The following is a 26,949-nucleotide window of genomic DNA, read 5'->3' as shown; positions in this document are numbered from 1 at the left end:
GAATTGCAGGGCGGCGACCTTCCATCCGCTCGTGCACGGAGGCTCCACACATGCATGCTGTTCCCCCGCTCGAACAAGACATCGTCGATGCGCCGGTCGATACGCAAGCTGCCCAAGCAGCTGCGCAAACCAACGCCCCAGCAGACGGAAATGCAGGCGCGCCCAATCAGGCCACCCACGACGCACCGGTGCGTGATCTGCGCCGCGTCGGTATTCACCCCGACTACTGGTATCCGCTCGCGTGGTCGCATGAAGTGAAGCGGGGCAAGACGCATGGTGTGACGTTCGCGGGCGAGCCGATCGTGCTGGCGCGTACGGAGTCCGGCAAGGTGTTCGCGCTTGAAGATCGTTGCGCGCATCGTCAGGTGCCGTTGCACCAGGGCGTGGTGGACGGCGAATCGATCCGTTGCGGCTATCACGGCTGGACCTACGACTGCTCGGGCAAGTGCATCGACGTGCCGTATCTGGGCCGCGAACGTCTGCCCAATGGTGTGCGCTCTTATCCCTGCCGCGAAGTTGAAGGACTGATTTTCGTCTTTCCCGGCAATGCTGCTTTAGCCGACGAGCGGCCGCTGCCCGCGTTCGGCTCCGTCTCCGACAAGAAGTACAAAACGCGCCGTTTCGGCCGTCCGGTGAATTGCCACTACTCGTTCATGCACGAGAACCTGATGGACATGAACCATCAGTTCCTGCACCGCCGGCAGATGGGGCAGATGCGCGCGCGTTCGTTAGGGCGGCGGCGCGGCGAAGGCTGGGTCGAAGTCGATTACACGTTTGCGCGCATGGCCGGCCAGCAGCCGATCGGCGAAGCGATCGTGTTCGGCCAGAGCCGCAAGTCAGGCGGCGACAACGACAAGGACGTGATGACGATCCGCACCGAGTATCCGTATCAGACGCTGCAGATCCGCACGTCCGAACAGACGCTGGTGATGGATTTGTGGATCGTCTACGTGCCGCTCGATCGCGAGCAACGCACTAACCGTACGTTCGGCCTGCTGTCGATTCGCAAACCGGGAATTCCCGGCGTGCTCAATCTCGCGTGGCCGCTGCTCGTATGGTTCACCGAACGCATTTTCAAGGAAGACCGCGAGATCGTCGAAGCCGAGCAACGCGCGCACGACTCGCAGGGCGCGGACTGGAATCACGAGGTGTTTCCGGTCATCAACGAACTGCGCGACTTGCTGCGTGAGAGCGGCGCGCCCGATCAGGTGGTCGGGGCCGGCACGGGTGACACCGCGGTGATCCGCTTCTGGGATTCGCGTCACGGTAACCCATTGTCGAATACCTGATATTCGAGTTTTTTGACGCTGCACCTGACCGTACAATCGTCGGCGACGATGAGCGGCGCCGGATAAAACAGGACGCATAAGACGCATAAAGCGCGGACTCATCGATCGAAAAAAGCCAAAATCATAACGATTCGCTTGAGGGGTCCATTCGATGAGTACCGAACTGCATGCAGTGATGCCGGTTGTCGTGTTCCTTGTGGGCCTCGCCATCATGGCGGTGGCGCTGGTGAAGGGCGGCCCCAAACAGCCGGCGCCGCTCGCGTCGATCAACGAGCCTTTCAAGTCGGTCGATTTTTCCGGTTTACCTTCCCTTGAGCGCTACACCGCGCGCGATAACGCACAGCTCGTCTATCGGCACTACGCGGGCGGGATAACGCCCGCGCGAGGCAGCGTGGTGCTGGTTCATGGCTCGTCGGCAAGCAGCGAGAGCCTGCATACCCTGGCGAATGTGCTCGCCGCGGCCGGTTACGACGTCTACGTGCCCGACATGCGCGGGCACGGCGAATCGGGCAAGAAAGGCACGATCGCGTACATCGGCCAGCTTGAAGACGATCTGAGCGACTTTATCGACGCGGTTCAGCCGGCCGGTCCGCGTACGCTGGCCGGTTTTTCCGCGGGTGGCGGCTTCGCACTGCGATTCGCGGGGGATGCGCGGCAAATGGCATTCGACCGCTATGTTCTGCTTGCACCGTTCATTCATCAGGACGCACCAACCACGCGCCCTTCCGTCGGCGGGTGGGTAAATATCGGGCTGCCGCGCGTGATTGTGCTGGTGATCCTCAACAAGTTGCGCATCACGCTGTTCAATCATCTGCCGACCGTGGCTTATGCGCTGTCGCCCGAGGCGGCGGCGAGGCTCACGCCACAGTACTCGTACAACCTGATGCAGAACTTTCGTCCGCATGAGGATTACCGCGCGGATATCCGCGCGACGCGGCAGCCGATTGAAGTGCTGGTCGGCGCGAACGACGAAGCGTTTAATGCCGAGGCATTTGCCGGGGTCTTCAAGGAAGCAGGGCGCGTCGTGCCGGTCACGATCGTGCCGGGCGTGGCGCATATCGGGTTGACGCTCGACGCCGCAGCCGTTACCGCGATTGTGAACGCGGTGTCTGAGCGTACCGGCGAGGCGGCTCTCTCGTAGGCGGGTTTTCCACACGATGGGGAATGAGTCCATCTCCACCCGGTGGGGAATTCGGGCCGGTCGAGCGGCGATAATGGCATCCGATACACACGGGTTTGCGCCAATCGAGATGCGCCGGCCTCCGACCCGTGTACCATTTCGTTTTTTCCGACTTTTAAGAACACCCCCGTGACTACGCAACAAATCCCTACTACATCCCGTAAATCCCTCACGCTGCTGCAATTGCTGGGCATTATCGGCGCCGCCGGACTGATCGCGGCGATCGTGCTGAACCAGTTCGTTTAAGCCAATTCCCCGCCACGCAGCGTTCGCTGCAAGCATCCGACCCTAAGCCGGCGCTCGTCGCCGGCTGCATCGATATCCCGATTTGCCATGTACAAGAAGGGCGTAGCCGTAGAAATCCAGTTTTCCCCCGAACGGCTCAACGACGGTGCCGGCGATCCGTACTGGATCGATTTGACGCAAGTTGAAGCGCAACGGTTGCTGGAAAGTCTGCAGGCACGCCTCGCTGAAAGCAGCGTGGGCACCGCGGCGCCGTTGGTGGTGAGCCTCGATGAGACACCCGCGTCGCAAGCGGCCGCGGCGCCGCAGGCGGCGATAGACAGCGCGGCCTCGGCGGACGACTTCAAACAATGGGTCTGCGTGATCTGCGGCTGGGTTTACGACGAAGCCGCCGGTTTGCCGGACGAAGGCATCGCGCCGGGCACCCGCTGGGCAGATGTCCCGGCCGACTGGCGTTGCCCACTGTGCGATGTGGGCAAGGAAGACTTTGCGTTGGTCGAGTTTTAAACTCGTCCTGCGGTTCAAGCGGCCCCGGCCAAGCGCTGGGCCACACAGCGGCCCTAACCCGCTCCTTCCGGAAAATCCGCGCCAACCGTCGTGGCCTCCTAGCCATCGAAGTCGCCACGCATGAAGTCCAGCTTCTTGCGCGCCAGTTCGAGCGCAACCTTGCCAAGCAGCAACCGCAGCGGCGGTTTGTCCGACAGCGCGGCCTCGATGATCGCCTGCGCGGCGCGCACCGGATCGCCGGCCTGCTTGCCGCTACGCGCTTCGGTCTGCTTGCGGCGCTCGCCGGCCGTGGCCGCGTAGTCGTCGAGCACCGTCGCCGATTGCTTGATCGACGGACCTGCCCAGTTCGTGCGGAACGGACCGGGTTCGACGATGAGCACGTCGATGCCGAGCGGCTTCACCTCGGCAGCGAGCGATTCGGACAGACCTTCCACTGCATATTTGGTGGCGTGGTAATAACCGGTTGCAGCGAAACTCGCAATGCCGCCAATCGACGAGACATTCACAATCAGGCCACTGCGCTGCTTACGCATAATCGGCAGCACGGCCTTCGTTATATCGACCAGACCGAACACGTTGGTCTCGAACATGGCGCGGACTTCGTCGTCCTCGCCTTCTTCGATCGCGGCCAGATAGCCGTAACCCGCGTTATTGACGAGCGCGTCGATGCGCCCGAAACGCTGCGTGGCTTGCGTGACCACGTCGTCGATCTGCTGACGGTTCGTTACGTCGAGCGGCAGAACCAGCGCTCGCTCGCCGTGTGCTTCGGCGATATCTTTCACTTTCGACGGGTCGCGTGCCGTGACCACCGCGCGCCAGCCGCGCTCCAGCACCAGCTTGGCCAGTTCGCGGCCGAAACCAGTGGAACAGCCTGTAATCAGCCAGACGGGGTTGTCTCGATTCATCATTTGGGAAACTCCTGTTGATGGGTCAACGTGGCGCGGATTGATCGTCGAACAGCGCCCTTACTGCTGCTTACGTCTTGAGTGGGTTTTTAATTGTAGTCGTAGCGCGGCGGCTTCGCTTTGCAGCGCTTCGACAAACGCGCCGGCCAGCGGATGGCTCGGACGATGCTCAGGATGAATCACGCTCACGCGAAATGGCAACGACACGGCGAGCGGCCGGATATGCAGATTGCGCCCCGCGAAGTCGAGCGCGGTCAGCGGATTGACGATGGCCACGCCGAGGCCTTGCCGCACGAAGCTGCAAACGGAGACAGCGGTGGGCGTCTCGACTATCTGGCGGCGCGCGACGCCCGCTTGCGTGAAGGCTTCGTCGATCTGAATCCGGTACGGATCGTTCGACGACAGGCTGATGAACGGCTGATTCGCGAAGTCCTTCAACTCGATCACGCGCCTCTTAAGCAACGGATGACCATCCGGCAGCACGCAGACTTCGTCCACCTCGAGCAACGGTGTCAGGCGGGTTCCCGCGGGCGGCGCGCCGTGTTCGGTCAAGCCGAGGTCGTAGCGCTGCGCGGTCAGCCATTCTTCGAGAAACGGCGATTCCTGCGTCGCGATCGAGAGGCTTACGCCGGGCTGTGCATGGTGGAAACGTTTGGATGCCCCTGGCAGGATCGAGTGCGAAAACGCCGGCAACGCGATGATGGAAAGCTGGCCGCCCTGAAATTCGCGCAGGCTGGCCGCTGTGGATGCTACCCGTTCGAGCCCGATATACGCGCGCTCGATTTCGTCGAACAACGTCAGTGCGGCCAGAGTTGGGCGCAATCGGCCGTGCACGCGTTCGAACAAGGCAAAGCCGATGACGAGCTCCATGCGCGCGAGTTCGCGGCTTACCGTGGGCTGCGAGGTGAAGAGCATCTCGGCCGCTTTGGTGACGCTGCCTGCCGTCATCAACGCGCGGAAGACTTCGATATGCCGATGGGTAAGCGTCATGAGACCTATATCAGGAATGAATGGGACTGTGAAGAATAGGTATTTTACTGAATGATCGATTCTCCGCATCATGTCGCTCATATCCATGCTTCGAAATAGAGAGCCGAGAACCGTGACCCCTTTCAATCCACAGCAACTCGTTGAACTTGCGCATCAGTACGGCACGCCCCTGTGGGTTTACGACGCCGACGTGATTCGTCAACGTATCGCCGAATTGCGTAGCTTCGACGTGATCCGCTATGCGCAGAAGGCGTGCTCGAACGTGCATATCCTGAAGCTGATGCGAGACGAAGGGACGATGGTCGATGCCGTGTCTCTGGGCGAAATCACCCGCAGTCTCGCGGCGGGCTTCACGCCGGATGGCGATCCTGAGGGCGTGGTGTTGACGGCGGATCTCATTGATCACGCGACGCTGGCCACCGTGATCGAGCATCGCATCACGGTCAACGCCGGCTCGCTCGATATGCTTGAGCGCGTGGGGCAGCATGCGCCTGAAGGCCACCGTGTGTGGCTGCGGATCAATCCCGGTTTCGGCCACGGACACAGCAACAAAACCAACACCGGTGGCGAGCAAAGCAAGCACGGCATCTGGCTCGACGACGTGCCGCTGGCGATAGCCATGGTGCGGCGCTATGGCTTGAAGCTGGTCGGACTGCACATGCATATCGGCTCCGGCGTCGACTACGCCCATCTATCGCGCGTGTGCGATGCGATGGTCGAAACGGTGCAAAGCCTGGGGCACGATATCGAAGCGATTTCGGCTGGCGGTGGTCTATCGGTGCCGTACAGCGAAGGCGAACCGCGAATCGACGTCGAGCATTACTTTCGTCTTTGGGACACGGCGCGCAAGCAGATCGAAGCGCATCTCGGGCATCCCGTGCGGCTGGAAATCGAGCCGGGCCGTTTTCTGGTGGCGGAAGCGGGCGTGCTGGTTGCCGAGGTGCACGCGCTGAACCGGCGGCCGAACCGGCAGTTTGCTCTCGTCGATGCGGGCTTCAACGATCTGGTGAGACCGTCGTTTTACGGCAGCCGTCATGAGATGACGATGGTGAAGGCCAATGGCTTGCCGAGCGCAGCGCCGGTTGGCGCTTTCTCGGTGGCCGGCCCGTTGTGCGAAGCGGGCGACGTGTTCACGCAGGAGGCGGGGGGCGTCGTCACGAGCCGCGCCATGCCGACGCCGGAAGTGGGAGACTTCATCGTGTTTCACGACGCGGGGGCGTACGGTGCGTCGATGTCATCGAACTACAACAGCCGGCCATTGGCAGCCGAAGTCTTGCTGGAGAACGGCCAGCCACGGTTGATTCGGCGCAGGCAGACCATGGGCGAATTGATCGCGCTCGAAACGCTGGGCTGAGCGAGAAGGGGCCGCGCGCCGTGCGGGGTGTCAACGCTCAGCGCCACGCCACACGAATCTGGCGTCATCGCGCCCGCACCGTGCGTGTGTACGACGCGATCATCGTCGCGAGTTCCTGAGCTGCGGGCGTGACGGGAATCGCCGCGCGTTGCAGCAGGCACACGTTCTGTTCGACAGCGCGCTCGCGCACATTGATCGACGTGAGCACGCTCGCAAACGGCCCGCGTTTCGCGACGATCGACGCCTCCAGCGACAGGCAGTCTGTCGCGCCGACCAGATGCAGCGTTTCGTACAAACCCTCTACCGTCGCGATGATTTTCGGCGGCGGCAAGCCGTGACTTTCCAGCAGATGGGTTAGGCGGTTGATTTGCGGGTCGCTGGTGAGATTGGGCGAGCGCGTCGCCACCCACGTGCAATCGGCGAGTTCCGCGAGCGACGTCGCTCCCGCTTTCGGATGACCGCGACGGCAGACAATCACGGGATCGGACGGATAGAGCGGCGTGACCGACAGATCCGCCGTGTCGGTATGTTTCGACACCAGCGCGACGGCGAAATCGAGCGTGCCTTCGCGAATCCGCGAAATCATCATCCGCGACGTACCGGTGCGCAAATGCACCGCGACCCGCTCGAAGCGCGCGCGGAATTCCGTCAGCACCGGTGCCAGGGCGTCGACGAGCGGCTCGGTGGTCATGCCGAACGTAACTTCGCCTGCGTAGTCGCCGCGCAATTGCTGCACTTCCTGTTCGGCTCGTTCGCATTCGCCGAGAATCGCGCCGGCCCGCTGCAACAGGCGCTGGCCGAGCGCAGTCAGCGCGATTCCGCGGTTCGTGCGGGTGAACAAGGTCGCGCCCAGCATCGATTCAAGGTGCTGCAACTGCTGCGTGATGCCGCTCTGGGCGATGCCGAGCGCCCGCGCTGCCGCACGGATGCTGCCGTGCTCGGCCACGGCGGTGAATGCGCGTAGCTGGGATATCGTCAACGCCATCAGGAGTCTCTGTGATCGGTAAAAGTGATCATGATATTACTTTCGGGACTGCTTTAAGGCACTGGGGTGGCATAGGATGATCCCGTACCTTGTACTAATCCGCCCAACTCACACTCGTCCCCCATGAAAATCCCGCTGATGATCTTGAGCGCCGCGCTGACTTTCAGCAGCGCCGCGTTTGCCGCCGACCCCACCACGTTGCGTCTCGGTATCGATCCGAGCTATCCGCCGATGGACGCCAAGGCGCCTGACGGCAGCTTCAAAGGTTTCGACGTCGATCTCGGCAACGAAATCTGCCGGCGCATCCATGCGCGTTGCCAGTGGGTCGAGCTCGAGTTCTCGGGGATGATTCCGGCGTTGCAGGCACGCAAGATCGACGCGATTCTTTCGTCGATGGCGATCACGGAGAAGCGCGAGCAACAGATCCTGTTCTCGTCGAAGCTGTTCCAGTTCAAATCACGGCTGATTGCGCGTCAGGGTTCCGCGCTCGCGGGCGGGGTGAATGCGCTGGCCGGCAAGCAGATTGGCGTGCAGACGGGGACACAGTTCGAGGGGTATGCGTTGAAGAACTGGACGCCGCTTGGCGCGCATGTGGTCGCGTACAAGAGTCAGGATGAGGTGTTCGCTGATTTGCAGAACGGCCGTCTCGATGGTGCGTTGCTCGGTTCCGTCGAAGCGGACTACGGCTTTTTGCGCACGCCGGCGGGTAAGGGCTTTGCGTTTGTCGGCGAGCCGCTTTCGATGGGCGATCGTGGTGTCGGGATTGGTTTGCGCAAGGACGAGACCGCTGTGCAGGCAGCTATTAACGAGGCGATTGCTTCGATGCGCAAGGACGGTACGTATGCGCAGATCGCGAAGAAGTATTTCGACTTCGATCCGTACGGCAATTGATTCTTTTATTCCTATTCTTCGTCTTCAAACCTTCCGTTCATGAACAAGCAATCGATTCCGCTTCTCTCGCCGGCTATCGGCACGCACCGCGAGCTGGTGTCGTTTCATTTTGGTCCGATGGATAGCGGACAGAAGATCTATATCCAGTCGTCGCTGCATGCCGATGAAACACCGGCGATGCTGACGACGGTTTTGCTTAAGCGTCGATTGCTCGAACTGGAGAAGCAGGGCGCGTTGAATGCGGAAATCGTGCTGGTGCCGGTGGCGAATCCTGTTGGACTTGGACAGTATGTGCTCGGGCAGTTTCTTGGGCGCTTCGATCTGGGGAGCGGCAAGAACTTCAATCGGCACTTCATGCAGTTTCCGAGGCTCGTGACGCGGGCCAAAGAGATGCTAGGTGCGGATGCTGCGGAGAATCGGCGGATTGTTCGTGAGTTGATCGCGGCTGAGTTGGCGGAACAGAAACCGTTGACTGAGTTCGAGTCGCTGCAATTGGCTTTGCTGAAGCTTTCTTTCGATGCGGACGTTGTGATCGATTTGCATTGCTCCCTGGAAGCGGCGATGCATCTCTATACCAGTGAGGCTGCGTGGCCTGAGTTTGAGCCTTTGTCACGGTATTTGGGGGCGCAGGCTTCGTTGCTGGCCACTAACTCGGGTGGTGAGTCGTTTGATGAGACGCATAGCTTGTTGTGGTGGAAGTTGCAGCGGGAAATGCCAGCTGATAAGCCTGTGCCTGATGGGGCGATTGCTGTCACGGTGGAATGCCGGGGGCAGCGGGATGTTTCTTATGAAGTTGCTCAGGAAGATGCCGACGCGTTGGTTGATTATCTTGCCTGGCGTAAGGCTATCAAGCTTGATGTGGTTAAGCCGTTGCCTGAGTTGTTGTCGCCTGCGACGCCGCTTGCCGGTAGTGAACAGTTCTATGCGCCTGTCAGCGGGATTCTTGTTCATCGCGCGAAGATTGGGGACACGATTCGTGTCGGGCAGGCTTTGTTTGATATCGTCGATCCGTTGACTGATGAGACTATTACGCTGTTTAGTAACACCGAAGGGGTGTTTTATATGCGGCGCGCGATTCGGTTTGTGACGGCTGGGGCGCCGTTGGGGCGGGTTACTGGCACGCGGGCTTTTAGGACTGGGGTTTTGTTGGGGGCTTGACGGTTTTTTTTGCCTTCGCGGCGCTTGGTTGTGTGCCTGCGGTTTTTGGCCTTTCCTTGTTGTGTTAGTGGTTTATTAGTGTTGCCCCTGTGCGGGGCGGCACTTACTTTCTTTGCCGCCGCAAAGAAAGATAAGCAAAGAAAGCGGCTTTACACCGCCAGCTCATAAGTGGGTCCCCCGCACAGCCACGGTAGTGGTGCATCTGGAATCCGTGCTCTCGCACATTCGGCTTTAGTGGCACAGGGCTCATCCGCTCCCACTCCGCACTACGTGCGTCGCGGACGGGTCTGCCAGAGAAACCAAGGGCTTCGACTCGTGGTGGGTGGTTCTATGAAGGACCGTTCGGCGCGCGCAGCGCCGACGCGGTACTTCCTAAAAACGATTGTCGTTGGCGTCACAGAGGCTCCAGCGCGACGAGTTGCAGCGTCAGCCTCGGCTCGTGCTATTTGCCTACCGTCCCACTTCCTTCCCATCACATACATCGCGCCATTTGATCCGTAACGCGATCCGCCTGCTCGTGCAGGTGCAGCCGCGTGTTATGCCAATGCCGTTGCCCCGGAGTCGGCCTTCCCGCGCGCTCTCCCCCGCGGCGATGATTCGCCCATCCCCTTTCTGCGGCGCGCAGCGTTCAGCTCCGCTTCCTCCGCATCAATCATTACGACCGAAATCTTCCCCCGCTCAATGTTCGCCTCGGTCTCGTACTGATGCGCCGTACGCTCCAATAACTCCGCAAGCATCATCTGGTCGCGACGGTCGCAATGGTTCATCGCAATACCCTTGCGTAGCGTCCTGGCTAACATAGCCAGCGACGAAAGTCTTTCGACGTAAATGCGGGTCACCTCTACCATCTCATCCGCGAGACGCTTGTATTCAGCGGGCTTCGCAGATAGACGAGGGTACATATAATTTGCTTCAGCGGGTTTGCTCATGGCGCGATTTCCGGTGGATTCTCGAAATCGCCCGACACTCGCGGCAAACGGGTGGGCGGGCACGTAGCGAGGTTGAGAGTCCGGTGCCAGCCCAAACCGGCGAGCCTTGCGGCTCCCTCGCCGCGGCCCGCCCGTTGAATGGACGCGCAGAGGCAAACGACCTGCGTGGCAGGTTGTCAGGCAATGGCAGTCGGGCTCTCACACCCGGTCGTCATTGTTTTGACGACCGCGAAATTATAAGTGCGCCCTTCTCTTAAAATTCACTTTGCTAAGCTAACTATCTAACTTTGGCCAATCGGCCTAAGACATCCACCACATTCTTCGAGCGCGACAACATCGCACGTTTAAACCTCGATCGAGCGGTGCACAGGCCGCCGCCCAATCGAGGCCTATCTACTTCCCCCGCTCGCCCTTAACTCACTACCAACACCGGTGCCACGGCCGCCGGATCGCTAATGCTCGGCCGGCCGTTTTCCACGTGCCCCGCTACACGGCGCGAGAAGCTGGCGTCGTCGTTGCTCGTTACCGTCAAGTCGTACCAGTGATGGCTCGACGCCAGCACCCAACCCTCTTCGATATGCGCTCCCGCCGGCACCAGCACCGGACGCGTCCGCGCACCATACGCGTTGTCCGTCACCGTCAGGCGTGCAATGCCGCCGCCCTTGTTGCTGAACTTGATAAACACATTGCCGTTCGCAACGTCGTACTGCACCTTGATTTCCGGCTCCGCGGGCTTGTTGTGGCCATGCCAACCCGCTGCCTGTGCTGTTTGCGCCGTCGCCGTCTGCGTGTTGCCCGCAAACTTGCGCACAAAACCGTTCGGTCCGAATACCTCGAACGTGTACACGCCGTTCGTCGTCGTCAGGTCGAAGCTCTCGCTGAGCGACTTGCCCGCCTCGACGGTGTAGCGCCACGGACCGTCCGTGCGATTCGTCGAGTACACGTAGAAATGCGCGCCCTGACGGCCGCTATTGGCGAACACGATCTCAAACGTGTTTTTCTTCACGTCTGCATGACCGTTCACGTGCAACTCGTACGGTAATGCACGGGCGAAACGGATACCGCTTTCCTGCGGATCAAATGCGACCGGCGTGGCGGGTACCGTGGGTTTCGGCTGCGACGAGCATTCGTTGGCGATCTGCTGGTAGTTGCTCGTGTCCGGCAGCGTCGGCACGGAAGCGTCCGGCGTGCGGAAATCGAACGCGGTGGTCAGGTCGCCACACACGGCGCGGCGCCATGCGGTGATGTTCGGCTCGTACACGCCAAAGCGCGTCTCGATGAAGCGAATCACCGAGGTGTGATCGAACACCTGCGAGCACACAAAACCGCCCTTGCTCCACGGCGATACGATCGTCATTGGAACGCGCGGGCCGAGGCCGTATGGCAAGCCGTCTGCCGTGTAGCTGCCGCCGCGCGCCGGATTCACCACGTTGTGAATCTCGCCGTCCGTGCTGACCGTCGACTGGCCCTGGGCCGGCGTCGTCGCCGGCTGCGGCGGCACGAGGTGATCGAAGAAACCGTCGTTCTCGTCGTACATGATGAACAACACGGTCTTGCTCCAGACTTCGGGATTCGACGTCAGCGCATCCAGAATCTGCGACGTGTATTCCGCGCCGTATGCGGGCGTATAGCTCGGGTGCTCGGAGTACGCGGCGGGCGGGCACAGCCACGATACCTGCGGCAGATTACCCGCGAGCACGTCGTTCTTCAGGTCGGCGATCGTACGCACGGTCTGCGCGCGCTCGTACAGGGCGCTGCCCGGCTGCGCGTTGATGAAATTCGCGAAGTTCTGCAGGACGTTGGTGCCGTAGTTGCCGTTCAACGGATCGGCGCCCGTCAGACCCTGCTGATACACCTGCCACGTAATCCCCGCGGCTTGCAGGCGTTCCGGATACGTCGTCCACGAGAGCAGCTGATAGTTCGGCGGACCATCGCCGTCGACGAAATCGTTGTTGTCGAGCAGCGGGCCGCCCATGGTGCCGGTCGGGTCCACCATGCCGGTCATCAGATACGAGCGGTTCGGGTGCGTCGGTCCCGGCAGCGAGCAGAAGTAGGCGTCGCACACCGTGAACGCGTCGGCCAGCGCGTAGTGGAACGGGATGTCGCTACGCAGGTAGTAGCCCATCGTCATGTCGGTCTTGTACTGCGGCCACTGGTTGTACGCACCGTTGTTCATCGCGTAGTGCGTCGGGTACCATGAGTGATCGAGGTCGCCGATACATTGCGCACTGGTCGTCGCCGTGTTCAGATGGAACGGCAGCACCGGTTGCGCCGCATTTTGCTTCGATGGCTGATACCACACGGGTTGCTGGCCACCCGGCAGCGGAATCGGGAAACGGTCGTTGTAACCTCGAACGCCACGCATATGGCCGAAGTAGTGGTCGAACGAACGGTTCTCCTGCATGAACACGACGATGTGCTCGACATCGCGGATCGTGCCGGTGCGCGAGAACGCAGGCACGGCGAGCGCATTGCGAATGGACTCGGGCAGCGCGGTCAACGCGGCGGCAGCGCCGGCGGATGAAGCCACGGTCTGCAGGAAACGGCGACGGCTATTTGATGTCATTGAATATCACCTTCTGCGGGTGGGGAAAGAATAGCGCGCCTCGCGCGCGCCGGGGGATCAGGGTCAGTTGCTATTGGCGCTGTCGCCAGGTGCGTAATGCATCACGGGTGCGACTTGCTGGCTGTCGGCAGCAAGGCTGGCTTGCATGTTCTGGGTAATGACGTCGGACGCGGCAGCAGGGTCGGCTGCAAGAGGCGCCGATGCGCCAGGCATGCCGGCCGCGGGGACAGTCGTGGGACTTTGCGCGGCGGCGTTATTCGTGGCGGTTTGCGATGAAGACGTGGAAGCTGGAGCGGAGTCGTCGGCGCCACAACCGCTTAATGCGCAAGTTGCGCAAGTTGCGAGTGCAACCAGAACGACGCCGGCGAGGCGAGTGTCTGTTCTCATGTCTGCATCCAGGTTGTGGCAGCGGATGCAGTCTCCAATCCTTTCGAGAAATAATTGTGAAACGTTTGCGAGTGAGCGAAGCTTATTAAATTCGTCAGTTAGACGAAAGGAAATGGAAAGCGATAAGCAGGAGAATCTTCACGGTAGCGGCACGCGCCTGAAGTCCAGGCACACCGAACGAATTGCGGCTTGCATAACCCGGTACGCGCATGACACACATCGACAGACCCTTCGACATCACGCGTCTCGAAGACGAATGGCTCGAAGCAGACGGCTTCGGCGGCTTCGCCTCGGGAACCGTGGGCACGCTGCGCACGCGCCGCTATCACGCGTTGCTGCTCACGGCCACGCGCGCGCCCGGCGGGCGCGTGGTGCTCGTCAATGGAGTCGAAGTGTGGCTCGAAGCGGACGGTAAGCATTACCCGTTGAGCATGCAGCGATACGTGCCGGACGTAATCTATCCCGATCTGACGACGAGTCTTCTCGCGTTCAATACGCAGCCGTGGCCCACGTGGCGCTTCCAGCTCGATCCACAGAGCGTGGTGACGGCCGAAGTATTCGTGAGCAAGGCGACGTGCGAAACGGTTTTGCGTTGGCGGCTGGAAGGATTGGGCCGAGCGTCTGCTTCTGGTGCGTTCACGCTGAAAGTCCGGCCCTTGCTTTCCGGCCGGGATTACCACGCACTGCACCATGAGAATCCCGCGTTCAACTTCAATGCGCGGACGAGCGACAACCCGGCCTGCGTGAGTTGGCAGCCCTATGGCGATCTTCCAGTTATCGACGTCGTGACGAACGGCGCGTATACGCATGCGCCCGATTGGTACCGGAACTTCTGCTACGTTCGCGAGCGCGAGCGCGGTCTCGATTTCAGCGAAGACCTCGCCACGCCCGGCGTGTTCAGCTTCGATCTCGTGGGTGACGAAGCGGTAATGATCCTCAGCGCGTCGATCGTGTCCCCGGCGTTGGCCGTGGCGCCGGTAAGCACCGAACCTGCCGTGGCCCACGCAACGGAACTCGCACGCATCGAACAGCAGCGCCGTAACGTATTCGGCTCACGTTTGCAGCGGTCCGCGGATGCCTACATCGTCGCGCGCAGCGAAGGCCGCACGATTCTCGCCGGCTTTCCGTGGTTCACCGATTGGGGCCGCGATACGTTCATCGCCATGCGCGGCCTGCTGATCGCGACAGGCCGTCTCGACGAAGCCGAGGCAATTCTGCTCGAATGGTCGGGCACATTGTCCGCCGGCATGCTGCCAAATCGTTTCCCCGACTATGGCGACACGCCGGAATACAACTCCGTCGATGCATCGTTATGGTTCGTCGTCGCCGTTCATGACTATCTGGCGACGAACCACGCGAAAGCGGACACCCGAACGCGCCTGCAGCAGGCAGTCGAAACCATCCTCACGGGCTACACGAACGGCACACGCTTCAACATCAAGGCATCCACTGACGACGGTCTGCTGGGCGCCGGCGTCCCTGGCGTTCAACTCACGTGGATGGACGCCAAGGTCGGCGATTGGGTGGTCACGCCACGCATCGGCAAACCCGTGGAAGTGCAGGCGCTCTGGATCAACGCATTGCGCATTGCAGCAATGTGGAACCCACAATGGCAGGTGCCCGCGCAGCGAGCATGGCAAGCGTTTCATGAACGCTTTACCGATCCGTCGACCCAGGCGCTTGTCGATAACGTCGACGTGGATTTTGTCAAAGGCGCCGTGGATCGCTCGATTCGCCCGAATCAGATCTTCGCCGCAGGCGGTTTGCCGTTTCCGTTACTCGAAGGCGCGGCGGCGCGCGCGGTGGTCGATCAGGTCGAGGCGCACCTGCTCACGCCATTCGGCCTCAGAACGCTCGCGCCGTCCGATCCGGCCTACCGCGGGCACTACGGCGGCACGCCGCTGCAGCGCGATGGCGCCTATCATCAAGGGACGGTCTGGCCTTGGCTGCTGGGCCCGTTCGTCGAAGCGTGGTTGCGGGTTCACGGCGCCGAGCCGGATGCCCGTGCACAAGTCAGAGCGCGCTTTCTCGACCCCCCGTACGCGCATCTCGATCACACCGGCCTCGACCATCTTTCCGAAATCGCCGACGGCGACGCGCCGCATACGCCCGCCGGCACGCCGTTTCAAGCGTGGTCGCTGGGGGAATTGCTGCGCATTGAAAAGCTGCTTGCCGAGTTGGAGCCCACCGCCGCGTAAACCGCGCTACGATGTGTATCCCACCGCCAGGCCCGACGCAAGGACTCCGTCATGCCACCGCTGCGCGCTGCCAATCTGCTCGCCACGATCGAAGGTTCCCGCCTGCACTCCGCCGACTGCGCCCGTTGGCAGCGCTGGGGGCCGTATCTCAGCGAGCGTCAGTGGGGGACGGTGCGCGAGGATTACAGCCCGGGCGGCACCGCCTGGGATTCGTTTCCCCACGACCATGCACGCAGCCGCGCCTATCGTTGGGGCGAAGACGGCATTGCCGGTTTCGGCGACGACAAACTCGGCTGGTGCGTCTCGCTCGCACTGTGGAACCGCAAAGACCCGATCCTGAAGGAACGCCTGTTCGGCCTCACGAACGCGCAGGGCAATCACGGCGAGGATGTGAAGGAGCTGTACTTCTACGTCGACGGCACGCCGACGCATTCGTACATGCGGATGCTCTACAAGTACCCGCATGCCGCCTTTCCGTACGAAGACCTGGTGCAGGAAAACGCGCGGCGTGGCGGCGACATGCCGGAATACGAGATCCTCGACACGGGCGTGTTCGACGATTTGCGTTACTTCGACGTGCAGGTGGAATACGCGAAACATGCGCCCGACGACATTCTGATGCGCGTGACCATCGAGAATCGTGCGGACGAGGCCGCCTCGCTCGATGTGCTGCCGCAGATCTGGGCGCGCAATTCGTGGTCGTGGAAGGAGAACAAGGACAAGCCGTCGCTCGTCGCCGGCCAGGACCACAACGGTGAAGCACATGTGGTCGGCCGTCAGCACGGTCATGAGCCGATCGTCGTGACGGCGTGGTCGAAAGACGCGCCGCAAATGGCGTGGCTGTTTTGTGAAAACGACACCAACGTCAGGCGCCTGTTCAACATGGACGGCGTTGGGCCGTTCAAGGACGGCTTCAACGACTACATTGTCCACGGCGAGGAACAGGCGGTTCGTCACGACGCCGGCACCAAGGCGGCCGCGCACGCGTCGATCGAACTTGGTCCGCATGGCCGCGCCGTGGTGTACATGCGCTGGCGTCCGCAGTCGAGTCCCGATAACGCGCAACTCGATGCCGATGCGGTGTTTGCCCGTCGCATTGCTGAAGCCGACGAGTTCTATGGCGCGCTGCAGCACGAGATCACCGACCCCGACGCGCGCCTCGTGCAGCGCCAGGCGCTCGCCGGCATGTTGTGGTCCAAGCAGTACTACCAGTACGACGTGCAGCGCTGGCTCGAAGGCGATCCGCTGCAACCCAGGCCGCCTGAGTCCCGCAAACACGGTCGCAATGCGGATTGGCGGCATCTGTGCAACGCGGACATCGTGTCGATGCCCGACAAATGGGAATACCCGTGGTACGCATCATGGGACCTGGCGTTTCATGCGGCCGCGTTCGCGCTGATCGATCCCGCGTTTGCCAAGCGTCAATTGTTACTGCTGGTGAAGGACCGCTATCAGCATCCGAACGGCCAGATGCCCGCCTACGAGTGGGCGCTCGGTGACTCGAATCCCCCTGTGCATGCCTGGGCTGCCTGGCGCGTGTATGAAATCGACCGTGCGCTCACGGGCAAAGCGGATCGCGATTTTCTGGAACTTGTCTTCCACAAGCTGCTGCTGAATTTTTCGTGGTGGGTGAACCGCAAGGACGCCGACGGTCACAACATTTTCCAGGGCGGCTTTCTTGGGCTGGACAACATCGGCATTTTCGACCGCTCGTCGCCGCTACCCACCGGTGGCCATATCGACCAGGCCGACGGCACGGCGTGGATGGCCGCGTACGCGCTCGACCTGATGCGGATCGCGCTCGAACTCGCGTATGCGAACCATGTGTTCGTCGATATCGGCGTGAAGTTCTTCGAGCACTTCCTGTATATCGCCGAAGCCGTGAGTTGCGACGACGGTTGCGAAACCGGCCTATGGGACAGCGAAGACGAATTCTTCTACGACAAGCTGCGCCTGCCCGACGGCAGCAACATTCCAATGCGCCTGCGCTCGATCGTCGGCCTGATTCCGCTTTTCGCCGTGCATGTACTCGAAGAACGTTTGCATGGTCATTTGCCGGGTTTGCGCGAGCGGCTCGTCTGGTTCCTCGAACATCGCCCCGATCTGGCAAGGCTGGTTTCGCGCTGGGACGAACCCGGCAAGGGCAATGCGTTGCTGCTCTCGCTCTTGCGCGGGCATCGGATGAAGGCCTTGTTGCGCCGTGCGCTCGACGAAAGCGAATTCCTCTCGGACCATGGCGTGCGGGCACTGTCGCAATTCCACCGCGACCACCCGTTCGAGTTCAATCACAACGGCACGAGCGTCACCGTCCGGTATCTGCCGGCTGAATCCGACACCCGCGTGTTCGGCGGCAATTCGAACTGGCGCGGGCCGGTGTGGATGCCGGTGAACTATTTGCTGATCGAATCGTTGTACGAATTTCATCGCTACTACGGCGATGATTTTCGCGTCGAGTATCCGACCGGCTCGGGGCAGAAGTTCTCGCTTAGCGAAATCGGCGACGAACTGGCGCGCCGGGCGACCACCTTGTTCCTGAAGGACAAGAACGGCGAACGTCCGGTAATGGGCGCGTATCCACTCCTGCAGGCCGACCCGCGTTCGCGCGACCTCGTGCTGTTCCATGAGTATTTCCATGGCGACAATGGGCGTGGCGTCGGCGCTTCGCATCAAACCGGCTGGTCCGGGCTGGTGGCGTTGCTCCTGCAACCGCGGGCAATGGGCGCCTCGGGCAATGTGCCGCTCACTGGCGAGCCGGAGCAGGCGCCGATGCCAACGGCGGCTTCGGCGTCTGCTCCGGCAAGCGCACCCGAGTCTGTGCCCGAACCTGCGTCCGCGCTGGCGACGGCAGCGACCAAGTAGCGAGAGTTATGCAGCGGATAACGAGCGGCGATCCAGCCGCCCGCGAGGTTACATAAGCCATACGGCGTGCGCGCCGGGCAGGTTTAGCCTTTGTTTTTGAACTGAGTGGCTTCAAGCGTGGTCTTTCATGTATCGCCACGTCCGTTCCATTGGCTTCCCTAAGTGAATCCCATGTCGACTACTCCGAACACCCCAACTTCCGCCAGCCAGGCACCCAGTTGCAAAGTCAGTGCGGGTCCGCATCAGGCGCCGTCGTCGCCGGCCGGCAAGCATCCTGCGCCGCCCTGCACGCTGGTGATCTTCGGAGCGGCCGGCGACCTGACCAAGCGGTTGTTGATGCCCGCGTTGTACAACCTCGCGGTGGACGGCCTGCTCGACGATGGCATGAAAATCATCGGCGTGAATCACGGCGAGCGCGAGACGAGCGAATGGCGCGAAGGGCTGCACCAGTCGCTGCAACAGTTCGCCGCCGACAAAGCCAGCACCTTCCATGCCGGCAAGCTCGACGACAAAGCGTGGGACTGGGTTGCACAACGGCTCGAATACATGGCCGGCGAGTTCGAAACCGACGACACGTTCACGAAGCTCAAGCAAAAGCTCGACCCGTCGCCGGCCGGCAATGTGATTTTTTACCTCGCGGTCAGCGCGCGCTTTTTCAAGCCGATCGTCGAGCATCTCGGCCACGCGGGCTTGCTGAAAGAAGCCGAGGGCGGCGGCTTCCGCCGTATCGTGATCGAGAAGCCGTTCGGCACCGATCTCGCCTCCGCGCGCGATCTGAACGCGCACATTCTGTCGTACGCGAACGAGTCGCAGGTGTATCGGATCGATCACTTTCTCGGTAAGGACACCGTGCAGAGTATTCTCGCGGTGCGCTTCGCGAATGCTTTGTTCGAACCGATCTGGCGGCGCGAATATATCGACAGCGTGCAGATCACCGCAGCCGAAACGATCGGCGTCGAGGGGCGCGGCAAGTTCTACGAGCAGACCGGCGCGTTCCGCGACATGCTGCCGAACCATCTGTTCCAGTTGCTCGGCATGGTCGCGATGGAACCGCCCAATTCGTTCGACGCCGAAGCCGTGCGCGACAAGAAGGCCGAAATCTCGGACGCGATCCAGCCGCTTACCGCCGACGACGTCGTCTTCGGCCAGTACGAAAAAGGGCCGGCAGGCGTCGGTTATCGTGAGGAGCCGGACGTCGCGCCTGGCAGCACGACGGAAACGTACGCCGCCGCGCGGGTCTACGTCGAGAACTGGCGTTGGGCGGGTGTGCCGTTCTATTTGCGCACCGGCAAGCGGCTTGCCGCGCGCCGCACGGAGATTTCGGTGCAACTGAAACCCGTGCCGTTCCGTCTGTTCCGCGACACGCCGGTCGACGCGCTGACGCCGAATGTGCTGACCTTGCGTATCGATCCCGCGCACGGCACGAGTTTCGACTTCAACGTGAAGACACCGGGGCCGGTGATGCAGATCGGCGCGGTTCAGTCGTCTTTCGACTATGCCGATTTCTTCGCCGAACGGGCCAACGTGGGCTACGAAACCTTGCTGTACGACTGCATGCTCGGCGACGAGACGCTGTTCCAGCGCGCCGACAGCATCGAAACGAGCTGGTGCGCGGTGGACGACGTGCTGCACCCGAAGACCGGCGGCGCGATACCCGTGCGTGGTTATCCGGCCGGCAGCGAGGGTCCGGCTGAAGCAGACGCGCTGCTCGCGCACGACGGCCATGCATGGCGGCCTCTGAAGCAGGATGCCGTGGAAAAGAAGTAAATCGTGAGATGCACCAACACAATCGGGGGGTACCGTGGCCACACGTAAGACGAAAGTAAAAAGCAGTACCGAGCGAATTCTGGCGATCGATGTCGGTGGCACGGGCCTGAAAGCCGCGATCATCGATGCGGACGGGCAGATGAAAACCGAGCGCTTGCGCGTGGCGACGCCGCATCCGTGCACACCGGATCAACTGGTGGATGCATTGGCGAAGCTGGTCGACCCGCTTGTCAAAGAGGCGCCGCCCTCGCTGATGTCGATCGGCTTTCCCGGCGTGGTGCGCAACAATCGCATTCTCACGGCGCCGCACTTCGGCGTTGAAGGCTGGCACGACATTCCGCTAGCGGATTCGCTGGCGAAGCGCCTGGGCGGTTTGCCGGTGCGAATGATCAACGACGCCGAGATGCAGGGCTTTGCCGCGATCGAAGGTCATGGGCTCGAGTTCGTGCTGACGCTCGGCACGGGCGCGGGCACGGCGCTGTTCCGCGATGGCGAGCTGATGCCTCACCTCGAACTTGCACATCATCCCGTCAGCAAGAAGGGCGTAGCGTACGACGAGTACATCGGCGACGCGGCGCGCAAGAAGGCGGGCAATAAGCGCTGGAATCGCCGGGTCGAGAAGGTGATCGAGATTCTCGATTCGCTGGTGAACTACGACAAGCTGTGGATCGGTGGCGGCAACGCGGCACGGCTGACCTTCAAGTTGCCCGCGAACGTCGCGACGGTATCGAACGATGCGGGGATCGAAGGCGGCGCGCGCCTGTGGCATCCGAAGTCGCTGCGCGAGACCCGGCAGTTGCCGGAGGCCAATGCGCGAACCGGCCGGTTCAAGTGAAACGGGAGACGCTCAGCGATGATTCGACCCAATGACGCCAGCGATCTGCGACGCCTGCTCACCGTCGGCATGTGCGCCACGCTGGTTCTGGCTACGGCAAATGTCCGGGCGGCGGATGGCTTTGCGGTGTCGTCGCCGGGTTTGGCAGATGGCGGCACGCTGGATTCGAGCCATGCGGCGAGCGCGAACAATTGCGGTGGCGGAAACGTGTCACCGGCCTTGCAATGGAGGAACGCACCCGCCGGCACCAGGAGTTACGCGGTCACTCTATTCGACCCGGACGGCGCGAAGGGATTGGGAATCGTGCACTGGGTGCTATATGGCGTCGCGCCTTCGGTGACCGGACTGGGCAGCGGTGCTGCACCGCCGGCAGGGAGTGTGGCGGGAACGAACCGGACTGGCGGGCCGGGATACTACGGGCCATGTCCGCCGGTCGGCGATGCGCCGCATCATTATGTCGTGCAGATTTATGCGCTTGACCTGCCGCCTGATGCATTGCCGGCGGGATTGACACGAGACGCGTTGCAGGCGGCAATGAAGGATCATGTCCTGGCTGCCACAAGTACGGTACTACGATACGGACGGTGATTTCTGTTGCCTTTGCGGTGGTCGGCCGGACAATCGGCCGACGCCGTCAAACCTTACGCATTACCTCGCCGCATCGCCCCAGCGATATTCCAGCGTGGTCTCATCAAGCTGCGCCTTGACTTGCGCATCTAGCGCGAGCTCCGAAGCCGCCAGCGTATCGCCCAGCTGCTCAGCGCGGCTGGCGCCGATAATCGCCGAGGTAATCAGCGGATTGGCCAGCACCCAGGCAAGCGAAACCCGGGTCAACGACTCGCCCGTCTGTGCCGCAATCGCCTTCAGCTTTTCGATCGTTTCGAACTCCCGCTTGTGCCAGTACCGCTCCTGGTACATCGCGCCTGCCTTGCCGACGGTTTCGGTGAATCGCCCTGACGTGGGCGCTGCATCCACGCGGTGCTTACCCGTCAGCAAGCCGCCCGCGAGCGGGTTATACGGCATCACGGCCAATTGCTCCTCGGCTGCCAAAGGCAGCAATTCCCGCTCGATCTGCCGGAACAGCAGGTTGTAGCGGGGCTGCACCGACACGAACCGCGCTGCGCGCAAGACGTCGGCGCGGCCCAGCGCGCGCCAGCCGATAGGCGAGGAAGTTCGACACGCCAATGTAGCGCGCCTTGCCCGACCGTACGATCACGTCCAGCGCCTCCAGCGTTTCATCGAGTGGCGTGTTCGCGTCGTCGGAATGGAGCTGGTACAGGTCCACGTAATCCGTGCCGAGACGGCGCAGCGAGGCGTCGATGGCGTCCAGCAGATGTTTGCGCGACGCCCCTTGGTCCCACGCGGCCGGCCCCATTTTGCCGACCGCCTTGGTTGCCAGAATGAAGCGGTCGCGCTTGCCCTTGAGCCAGCGTCCGACGATTTCCTCCGTGCGTCCGGCAATGCTCTCGCCGCCGCCGAGCGGATAAACGTTGGCGGTATCGATGAAGTTCACGCCGGCGTCCGCCGCCGTGTCGAGAATGCGATGCGAGGCCTCTTCTTCAGTCTGCAGGCCAAAGGTCATCGTGCCGAGACACAGGCGCGAAACGGTCAGGCCAGTGTGGCCGAATTTGCGGTATTGCATGGTCAACTCCGAAGCAGGACGGAACGGTTGCGGGTTGCTGTGTTGCGAAAAGGATAAACGGTGCGGCGATTTCCTGTTCGATGGGACGCACATGCAGATTGCGCAAATCGTCAGTGTTTAGAAAGTTTTCAATCTGATGAATTGCAAGAATCGTCTTTGCAGAGCGCTGTGGAGAATTACAAACGTGTAATGCAGGACTAACGATTTCGCATTGGAAATTACGAACGCCATACGTTGGTAAAAAACAGAAACAATTCAATTACGGCAGGTAAGCTTTGGCGCGATTGATGCGTTGTTATGCATATGGAATGATAGCGATTCTCATTTAACCACTAGCCAGCCATCGCGTCGTCTTTGCTCTGAGCAGGAGAGCGGCAGCCAGCCAATTGCGGTTTTGTCATCGATTCCATGCCGAACATGCGGATCGGGCAAGCGCACTTCTGACCGGATTTCCCATGTTCAATCACACGCCGCTCGCGACTGCGTTAGCGCTAGCTTTTGCCGTGCCCTTCGCCACGCCCGCAGTCGCGCAGACCGCACCGCAAGCCGCATCGCAGCCGTCGGCCCAGAACGCACCGACGAATCCCGTGGCCGGTAACACAACCTTGCCGACGATCGGCGTCGCGGCGCAGGCAGAACAACAGGACTTCCAGGCAGAGCGCTCGACCGTCGGCGCCAAGACGCCCACCGCATTGCGCGACATTCCGCAGACGGTGACGGTGATCAACAAGTCGGTGCTCGCCTCTCAAGGCGCCACGTCGTTTCAGGATGCGTTGCGCAATGCACCGGGCGTGACCATCGGTGGGGCTGAAGGCGGCCAGATCGGCAACAACATCAACTTGCGCGGCTTCACCGCGCAGAACGACATCTATCTGGATGGGTTCCGCGATCGCAACCAGTACTATCGCGACACCTTCGACCTGGAAGAGCTTGAGGTGCTCTATGGACCGTCGTCGATGCTGTTCGGCCGTGGTTCGACGGGTGGCGTGATCAATCAGGTCAGCAAGAAAGCGAACCTGCAGGACTCGGCGGAAGTGACGGGAATGATCGGCACCGACGACCGTTATCGCAGCACCGTCGACGTGAACCATAAGCTGACGGACACCTCGGCGATCCGCCTGAACGCATTCGGCCAGAGTCTCGGCTCGACGCGCGACGAGATGAAGAACAAGGACTACGGCATCGCGCCGGAAGTGCGCTTCGGTATCGGCACGCCGACCGAAGTGACGATCTCCGCGCTGATCCAGCACAACTACGACATGCCCGACTACGGCGTGCAGGCGTTGAACGGACATCCTTCGCCGGTGCCGAAAAATACCTTCTACGGCCTCACTACCGACCGCACGATCCAGGACGTCCAGACCTTTACGGCGGGCATCAAGCACAAGTTCTCCGATGACCTCACGCTGCAAAACCAGACGCAGTTCTCACACTCGCTGACCGATGCGCGCGAAACCGCGCCCCAGGCAGTACTGACGGGACCACTTGCCAGCAGTACCGCGCTGACCAACGGAAATTACACGACCTTGTCGCCGTCGCAACTGTTCATCAAGTTGCAAAGCCACGACCGCGTGATCGAGAACCACTCGCTGTACAACGACACGACGCTCGAATACAAATTCAACACCGGCCCGATCAAGCACGATCTGATTGCCGGCATCGAACTCGGCCACGACAGCTATTCGAACCAGGCGTACACGCGCAACAACTTGCCGGTTGTTTCGATGGTGGACCCGGCGTATCTGTCGTCGCCGGCGGGTGTGACTACCACGGTCGGCAACTACGCCAATTCCGGTTCGAATGAGATCGCCGGTTATGTGAACGACACGGTGTCGCTCGGTCAGCACTGGAAGGTGATCGGCGGCCTGCGTTGGGATCGCTTCCAGGCGCAGATTCATAACTCGATCACGGCGCCGCTCTACGCGAGCCAAACCAATTTCTTCACCAGCGTGCGCGCTGGTGTGATCTATCAACCGACCGACTGGCAGTCGTACTACGTGTCGTATGGCACGTCGTTCGACCCCTCGCTCGAAGCCTTGACGGTGACCAACCTGACGCAGAATCTTGCGCCGGAGTCGACCCGGTCCTATGAAGTCGGCGGCAAGTGGGATCTGCTGGGCGGCAATATCTCGGTGACGTCCGCGTTCTTCCGCGAGGAGATGACCAATGCGCGTACGCAAGTTTCGCCGACCGAATACGAACTCGACGGCGACATTCGCGTCGACGGATTCCAGGCGGGCGTAACGGGCCACATTACCGACAAATGGCAGATTTTCGGCGGCTACACATACATGGACGCCGTCGTCCTGCAGGCGCTCGACGGGACGCAAGGGCACACGCCGGCCAACACGCCGCGCAACACGCTCACGCTCTGGTCCACCTACGCGATCACGCCGCACTGGGAAATCGGCGGCGGCCCGACCTATATGTCGCCGCGCTATGCCTCGAATACGAACTACGTGCAGGTCCCGGGCTATACCCGCTGGGATGCGACCGCCGCGTATCACGCGAAGAAATACGACGTTCGGCTGAACCTGCTGAACCTGACCAACAAGATGTACTACGACGCGCTCATTCAGTCTGATGGCGGCCGTTCCGTGCCGGGTATCGGACGCACGTTGCTGGCGACGGTTGATTACCGCTTCTGAAGTGTGCCTCATCGATACGGTAGGCTTGCCGCTTTCGCAAACGGCAGGCCGGTGTAACGAGGCCCAGGGAAACTCAAAATGCTGCTGCATATTCCGAATGTATTGAACGCCGAACAGTTGCGCTTTGTGCGCGAACGGCTCGATAGCGCGGGCGACGCCTGGGTCGACGGCCGCGCGACCGCCGGCTATCAGGGCGCGCCGGTCAAACGCAATCAGCAGATCGCCGAGCACTCACCGCTTGCGCGTGAGCTCGGAGATGTGATTCTCGCGTCGATCGAGCGCAACCCGCTGTTCATCAGCGCGGCGTTGCCGAACCAGGTGTATCCGCCGCTCTTCAATCGTTACGAAGGCGGCATGCAATTCGGCAGTCACGTGGACGGTGCGGTGCGGGTGCTGCCCAACGGCGTGAAGCTGCGCACGGACGTGTCCGTGACGCTGTTCCTCTCCGAACCCGGCGAATACGACGGCGGCGAACTCGTTGTCGAAGACACCTACGGCGTACAGCAGGTCAAGTTGCCGGCGGGCGACATGATCGTTTATCCGGCCACGAGCCTGCATCAGGTCACGCCGGTCACGCGTGGTGCGCGCCTCGCCAGCTTCTTCTGGGTGCAAAGCCTCGTGCGCAGCGACACGCAGCGCGCCTTGCTATTCGATATGGACACGGCGATCCAACGTCTGAACGCCACACAGGCCGACGATGCGGCGCGCCGCAGCCTGGTCGGCTGCTATCACAACCTGTTGCGCACCTGGAGCGAAACGTGAGCGGACCCGAGGTTATTGAATTTCAACCGGCTGTGGCAAGCGACGCCGCGGCGCGCGGGCCGCAGCAGTTCGAACGTGACGAACTGAAAACACGGCAGCAGCGCTCGCGCCGCGCCACCTTCGTCAAATGGTTGCGCAAAGTGCATGGCTGGATCGGGTTGTGGGGCGCGGCGCTGGGTTTGCTGTTTGGCACCACCGGCTTTCTGCTGAATCATCGCGGCGGACCGCTCAAGGTGTCGACCGGCGAACCGCAGGTGTCGGTCGTGCAGGTGCCGTTGCCGCAACCGGCGCCGCAAACGCCGCGCGAACTCGGCAAGTGGCTCAAGCAGGAACTGAAACTGGCCGGCAACCCGGGACGCGCGCAGAAAGAACCCGCGCATCCGGTTGCATGGGGTGAGCACAGCATGGTCCAGCCGGAGCACTGGCAGCTCAACTTCGCATCGCCGCATGAAAACACGGCCGCTGAGTATTGGGTCGGCAACGGTTACGTGACGGTCAAGCGCAGCGAAAACTCGCTTCTCGCGACGCTCACGAATTTGCACAAGGGCGTGGGCTTGAGCGTCGGCTGGGTGTTGCTGATCGATACCCTGGCGGGCAGCATCATTCTGCTGTCGCTCAGCGGCGTGCTGCTCTGGACGGAGTTGAACAAACGCAAGACTGTCGGCGCGGTGCTGGTGATCGGGTCGATCGCCGCGGCTGTGTGCGTGGGGCTAATTTAAAGAGCGCGACGGGCGAGGCGCATTCGAAACGGCGCGCGCTACGCCAGGCGCAATGCAGACATCACGCCGGAGGCCAGTACGTGATGCGCGTGGTCACGGATACCGCCTCGTATGCCCGGAGCCCTGCACGCCCGC

General features: G+C 61.6%; 20 protein-coding genes and 1 pseudogene. 14 read left to right on the top strand and 7 right to left on the bottom strand.

The genetic code is table 11. From position 1 onward, the window contains the following. Nucleotides 1-50: 50 nt before the first annotated feature. The 3 genes from BCY88_RS37985 to BCY88_RS40770 all read left to right on the top strand — a co-directional run bounded on the left by BCY88_RS37985 (nt 51) and on the right by BCY88_RS40770 (nt 3,219). Nucleotides 51-1,289, top strand: coding sequence for an aromatic ring-hydroxylating oxygenase subunit alpha (locus BCY88_RS37985; RefSeq protein WP_120349205.1), 1,239 nt, complete (start codon nt 51-53; stop codon nt 1,287-1,289). Between the two features lie 151 nt (nt 1,290-1,440). Continuing rightward, nucleotides 1,441-2,430 (top strand): alpha/beta hydrolase, encoded by a 990-nt coding sequence (locus tag BCY88_RS37980; RefSeq protein WP_120349204.1) that lies wholly within the window; start codon nt 1,441-1,443, stop codon nt 2,428-2,430. Between the two features lie 372 nt (nt 2,431-2,802). Next, on the top strand, nt 2,803-3,219 hold the full coding sequence (locus BCY88_RS40770) for a rubredoxin (protein WP_120349203.1): 417 nt from the start codon (nt 2,803-2,805) through the stop codon (nt 3,217-3,219). Between the two features lie 98 nt (nt 3,220-3,317). Here BCY88_RS40770 and BCY88_RS37965 read toward each other — a convergent pair whose 3' ends face one another. Beyond that, the gene (locus tag BCY88_RS37965) at nt 3,318-4,127 is read right to left on the bottom strand and encodes an oxidoreductase (RefSeq protein ID WP_120349202.1); all 810 of its coding nucleotides are present in this window, start codon (nt 4,125-4,127) and stop codon (nt 3,318-3,320) included. A 57-nt stretch (nt 4,128-4,184) separates the two neighbouring features. Then, complete coding sequence (locus BCY88_RS37960) at nt 4,185-5,114, bottom strand: LysR family transcriptional regulator (RefSeq protein ID WP_120349201.1); 930 nt, start codon at nt 5,112-5,114, stop codon at nt 4,185-4,187. Nucleotides 5,115-5,199: 85 nt separating this feature from the next. Here BCY88_RS37960 and lysA point away from each other — a divergent pair, with 85 nt between their 5' ends. Beyond that, nucleotides 5,200-6,468 carry a diaminopimelate decarboxylase gene (gene lysA / locus BCY88_RS37955; RefSeq protein WP_120349200.1) on the top strand — a complete coding sequence of 423 codons (1,269 nt, stop codon included), beginning with the start codon at nt 5,200-5,202 and terminating at the stop codon, nt 6,466-6,468. 64 nt (nt 6,469-6,532) lie between these two features. On the opposite strand, the gene BCY88_RS37950 is transcribed toward lysA, so the two are convergent. Then, nucleotides 6,533-7,453, bottom strand: a complete 921-nt coding sequence (locus BCY88_RS37950; protein WP_120349199.1) for a LysR substrate-binding domain-containing protein — start codon at nt 7,451-7,453, stop codon at nt 6,533-6,535. Between the two features lie 123 nt (nt 7,454-7,576). Between BCY88_RS37950 and BCY88_RS37945 the strand changes: the two genes are divergently transcribed. Together BCY88_RS37945 and BCY88_RS37940 are read left to right on the top strand one after the other, a co-directional pair. Next, entirely contained in the window at nt 7,577-8,344 is a 768-nt protein-coding gene (locus tag BCY88_RS37945; protein ID WP_120349198.1) for a transporter substrate-binding domain-containing protein, read from the top strand. A 39-nt stretch (nt 8,345-8,383) separates the two neighbouring features. Next, on the top strand, nt 8,384-9,502 hold the full coding sequence (locus BCY88_RS37940) for a succinylglutamate desuccinylase/aspartoacylase family protein (RefSeq protein ID WP_120349197.1): 1,119 nt from the start codon (nt 8,384-8,386) through the stop codon (nt 9,500-9,502). A gap of 536 nt (nt 9,503-10,038) precedes the next feature. Here BCY88_RS37940 and BCY88_RS37935 read toward each other — a convergent pair. The 3 genes from BCY88_RS37935 to BCY88_RS37925 form a co-directional block, all read right to left on the bottom strand. Further along, nucleotides 10,039-10,431, bottom strand: coding sequence for a hypothetical protein (locus BCY88_RS37935; protein WP_120349196.1), 393 nt, complete (start codon nt 10,429-10,431; stop codon nt 10,039-10,041). Nucleotides 10,432-10,843: 412 nt separating this feature from the next. Beyond that, nucleotides 10,844-12,997, bottom strand: coding sequence for a phosphocholine-specific phospholipase C (locus tag BCY88_RS37930; protein WP_120349195.1), 2,154 nt, complete (start codon nt 12,995-12,997; stop codon nt 10,844-10,846). Between the two features lie 63 nt (nt 12,998-13,060). Continuing rightward, nucleotides 13,061-13,384, bottom strand: a complete 324-nt coding sequence (locus BCY88_RS37925) for a hypothetical protein (RefSeq protein ID WP_120349194.1) — start codon at nt 13,382-13,384, stop codon at nt 13,061-13,063. Between the two features lie 209 nt (nt 13,385-13,593). On the opposite strand from BCY88_RS37925, the gene BCY88_RS37920 reads away from it, so the two are divergent. The 5 genes from BCY88_RS37920 to BCY88_RS37900 all read left to right on the top strand — a co-directional run bounded on the left by BCY88_RS37920 (nt 13,594) and on the right by BCY88_RS37900 (nt 21,631). After that, nucleotides 13,594-15,582, top strand: a complete 1,989-nt coding sequence (locus tag BCY88_RS37920; protein WP_120349193.1) for an amylo-alpha-1,6-glucosidase — start codon at nt 13,594-13,596, stop codon at nt 15,580-15,582. 51 nt (nt 15,583-15,633) lie between these two features. Beyond that, nucleotides 15,634-18,441: an MGH1-like glycoside hydrolase domain-containing protein gene (locus BCY88_RS37915; protein WP_120349192.1), complete on the top strand. Its 2,808-nt coding sequence runs from the start codon at nt 15,634-15,636 to the stop codon at nt 18,439-18,441. Nucleotides 18,442-18,612: 171 nt separating this feature from the next. Beyond that, nucleotides 18,613-20,208 (top strand): glucose-6-phosphate dehydrogenase, encoded by a 1,596-nt coding sequence (gene zwf / locus BCY88_RS37910; protein ID WP_120349191.1) that lies wholly within the window; start codon nt 18,613-18,615, stop codon nt 20,206-20,208. 34 nt (nt 20,209-20,242) lie between these two features. Then, nucleotides 20,243-21,043: an ROK family protein gene (locus BCY88_RS37905; RefSeq protein ID WP_120349190.1), complete on the top strand. Its 801-nt coding sequence runs from the start codon at nt 20,243-20,245 to the stop codon at nt 21,041-21,043. An 18-nt stretch (nt 21,044-21,061) separates the two neighbouring features. Next, entirely contained in the window at nt 21,062-21,631 is a 570-nt protein-coding gene (locus BCY88_RS37900; RefSeq protein ID WP_120349189.1) for a YbhB/YbcL family Raf kinase inhibitor-like protein, read from the top strand. Nucleotides 21,632-21,691: 60 nt separating this feature from the next. Here the strand turns inward: BCY88_RS37900 and BCY88_RS37895 are convergent. After that, nucleotides 21,692-22,685, bottom strand: a pseudogene (locus BCY88_RS37895) (aldo/keto reductase). A gap of 455 nt (nt 22,686-23,140) precedes the next feature. Here BCY88_RS37895 and BCY88_RS37890 point away from each other — a divergent pair. From BCY88_RS37890 to BCY88_RS37880, 3 genes are all read left to right on the top strand, one after another. Continuing rightward, on the top strand, nt 23,141-25,333 hold the full coding sequence (locus BCY88_RS37890; protein ID WP_120349188.1) for a TonB-dependent receptor: 2,193 nt from the start codon (nt 23,141-23,143) through the stop codon (nt 25,331-25,333). Nucleotides 25,334-25,411: 78 nt separating this feature from the next. Then, nucleotides 25,412-26,095 (top strand): Fe2+-dependent dioxygenase, encoded by a 684-nt coding sequence (locus tag BCY88_RS37885; RefSeq protein WP_074289263.1) that lies wholly within the window; start codon nt 25,412-25,414, stop codon nt 26,093-26,095. Beyond that, the gene (locus BCY88_RS37880) at nt 26,092-26,814 is read left to right on the top strand and encodes a PepSY-associated TM helix domain-containing protein (protein WP_120349187.1); all 723 of its coding nucleotides are present in this window, start codon (nt 26,092-26,094) and stop codon (nt 26,812-26,814) included. The genes BCY88_RS37885 and BCY88_RS37880 overlap by 4 nt, the downstream gene beginning before the upstream one ends. Nucleotides 26,815-26,949: the final 135 nt, after the last annotated feature.

This window comes from Paraburkholderia fungorum (genome assembly GCF_003610895.1).
GTDB classification, from domain to species: Bacteria; Pseudomonadota; Gammaproteobacteria; order Burkholderiales; family Burkholderiaceae; genus Paraburkholderia; species Paraburkholderia fungorum_B.
Note: the sequence above shows the minus strand (reverse complement) of the source record. Positions and strands in the feature narration are given on the sequence as shown.

Bases quoted from the DNA above. Each gene is read 5' to 3' on its own strand.
- BCY88_RS37985 (WP_120349205.1), top strand. From the start codon at position 51: ATGCATGCTGTTCCCCCGCTCGAACAAGACATCGTCGATGCGCCGGTC.
- BCY88_RS37885 (WP_074289263.1), top strand. From the start codon at position 25,412: ATGCTGCTGCATATTCCGAATGTATTGAACGCCGAACAGTTGCGCTTT.
- BCY88_RS37900 (WP_120349189.1), top strand. From the start codon at position 21,062: ATGATTCGACCCAATGACGCCAGCGATCTGCGACGCCTGCTCACCGTC.
- BCY88_RS37960 (WP_120349201.1), bottom strand. From the start codon at position 5,114: ATGACGCTTACCCATCGGCATATCGAAGTCTTCCGCGCGTTGATGACG.
- BCY88_RS37965 (WP_120349202.1), bottom strand. From the start codon at position 4,127: ATGATGAATCGAGACAACCCCGTCTGGCTGATTACAGGCTGTTCCACT.
- BCY88_RS37890 (WP_120349188.1), top strand. From the start codon at position 23,141: ATGTTCAATCACACGCCGCTCGCGACTGCGTTAGCGCTAGCTTTTGCC.
- BCY88_RS40770 (WP_120349203.1), top strand. From the start codon at position 2,803: ATGTACAAGAAGGGCGTAGCCGTAGAAATCCAGTTTTCCCCCGAACGG.
- BCY88_RS37930 (WP_120349195.1), bottom strand. From the start codon at position 12,997: ATGACATCAAATAGCCGTCGCCGTTTCCTGCAGACCGTGGCTTCATCC.
- zwf (WP_120349191.1), top strand. From the start codon at position 18,613: ATGTCGACTACTCCGAACACCCCAACTTCCGCCAGCCAGGCACCCAGT.
- BCY88_RS37925 (WP_120349194.1), bottom strand. From the start codon at position 13,384: ATGAGAACAGACACTCGCCTCGCCGGCGTCGTTCTGGTTGCACTCGCA.
- BCY88_RS37950 (WP_120349199.1), bottom strand. From the start codon at position 7,453: ATGGCGTTGACGATATCCCAGCTACGCGCATTCACCGCCGTGGCCGAG.
- BCY88_RS37935 (WP_120349196.1), bottom strand. From the start codon at position 10,431: ATGAGCAAACCCGCTGAAGCAAATTATATGTACCCTCGTCTATCTGCG.
- BCY88_RS37940 (WP_120349197.1), top strand. From the start codon at position 8,384: ATGAACAAGCAATCGATTCCGCTTCTCTCGCCGGCTATCGGCACGCAC.
- BCY88_RS37915 (WP_120349192.1), top strand. From the start codon at position 15,634: ATGCCACCGCTGCGCGCTGCCAATCTGCTCGCCACGATCGAAGGTTCC.
- BCY88_RS37920 (WP_120349193.1), top strand. From the start codon at position 13,594: ATGACACACATCGACAGACCCTTCGACATCACGCGTCTCGAAGACGAA.
- BCY88_RS37945 (WP_120349198.1), top strand. From the start codon at position 7,577: ATGAAAATCCCGCTGATGATCTTGAGCGCCGCGCTGACTTTCAGCAGC.
- lysA (WP_120349200.1), top strand. From the start codon at position 5,200: ATGCTTCGAAATAGAGAGCCGAGAACCGTGACCCCTTTCAATCCACAG.
- BCY88_RS37980 (WP_120349204.1), top strand. From the start codon at position 1,441: ATGAGTACCGAACTGCATGCAGTGATGCCGGTTGTCGTGTTCCTTGTG.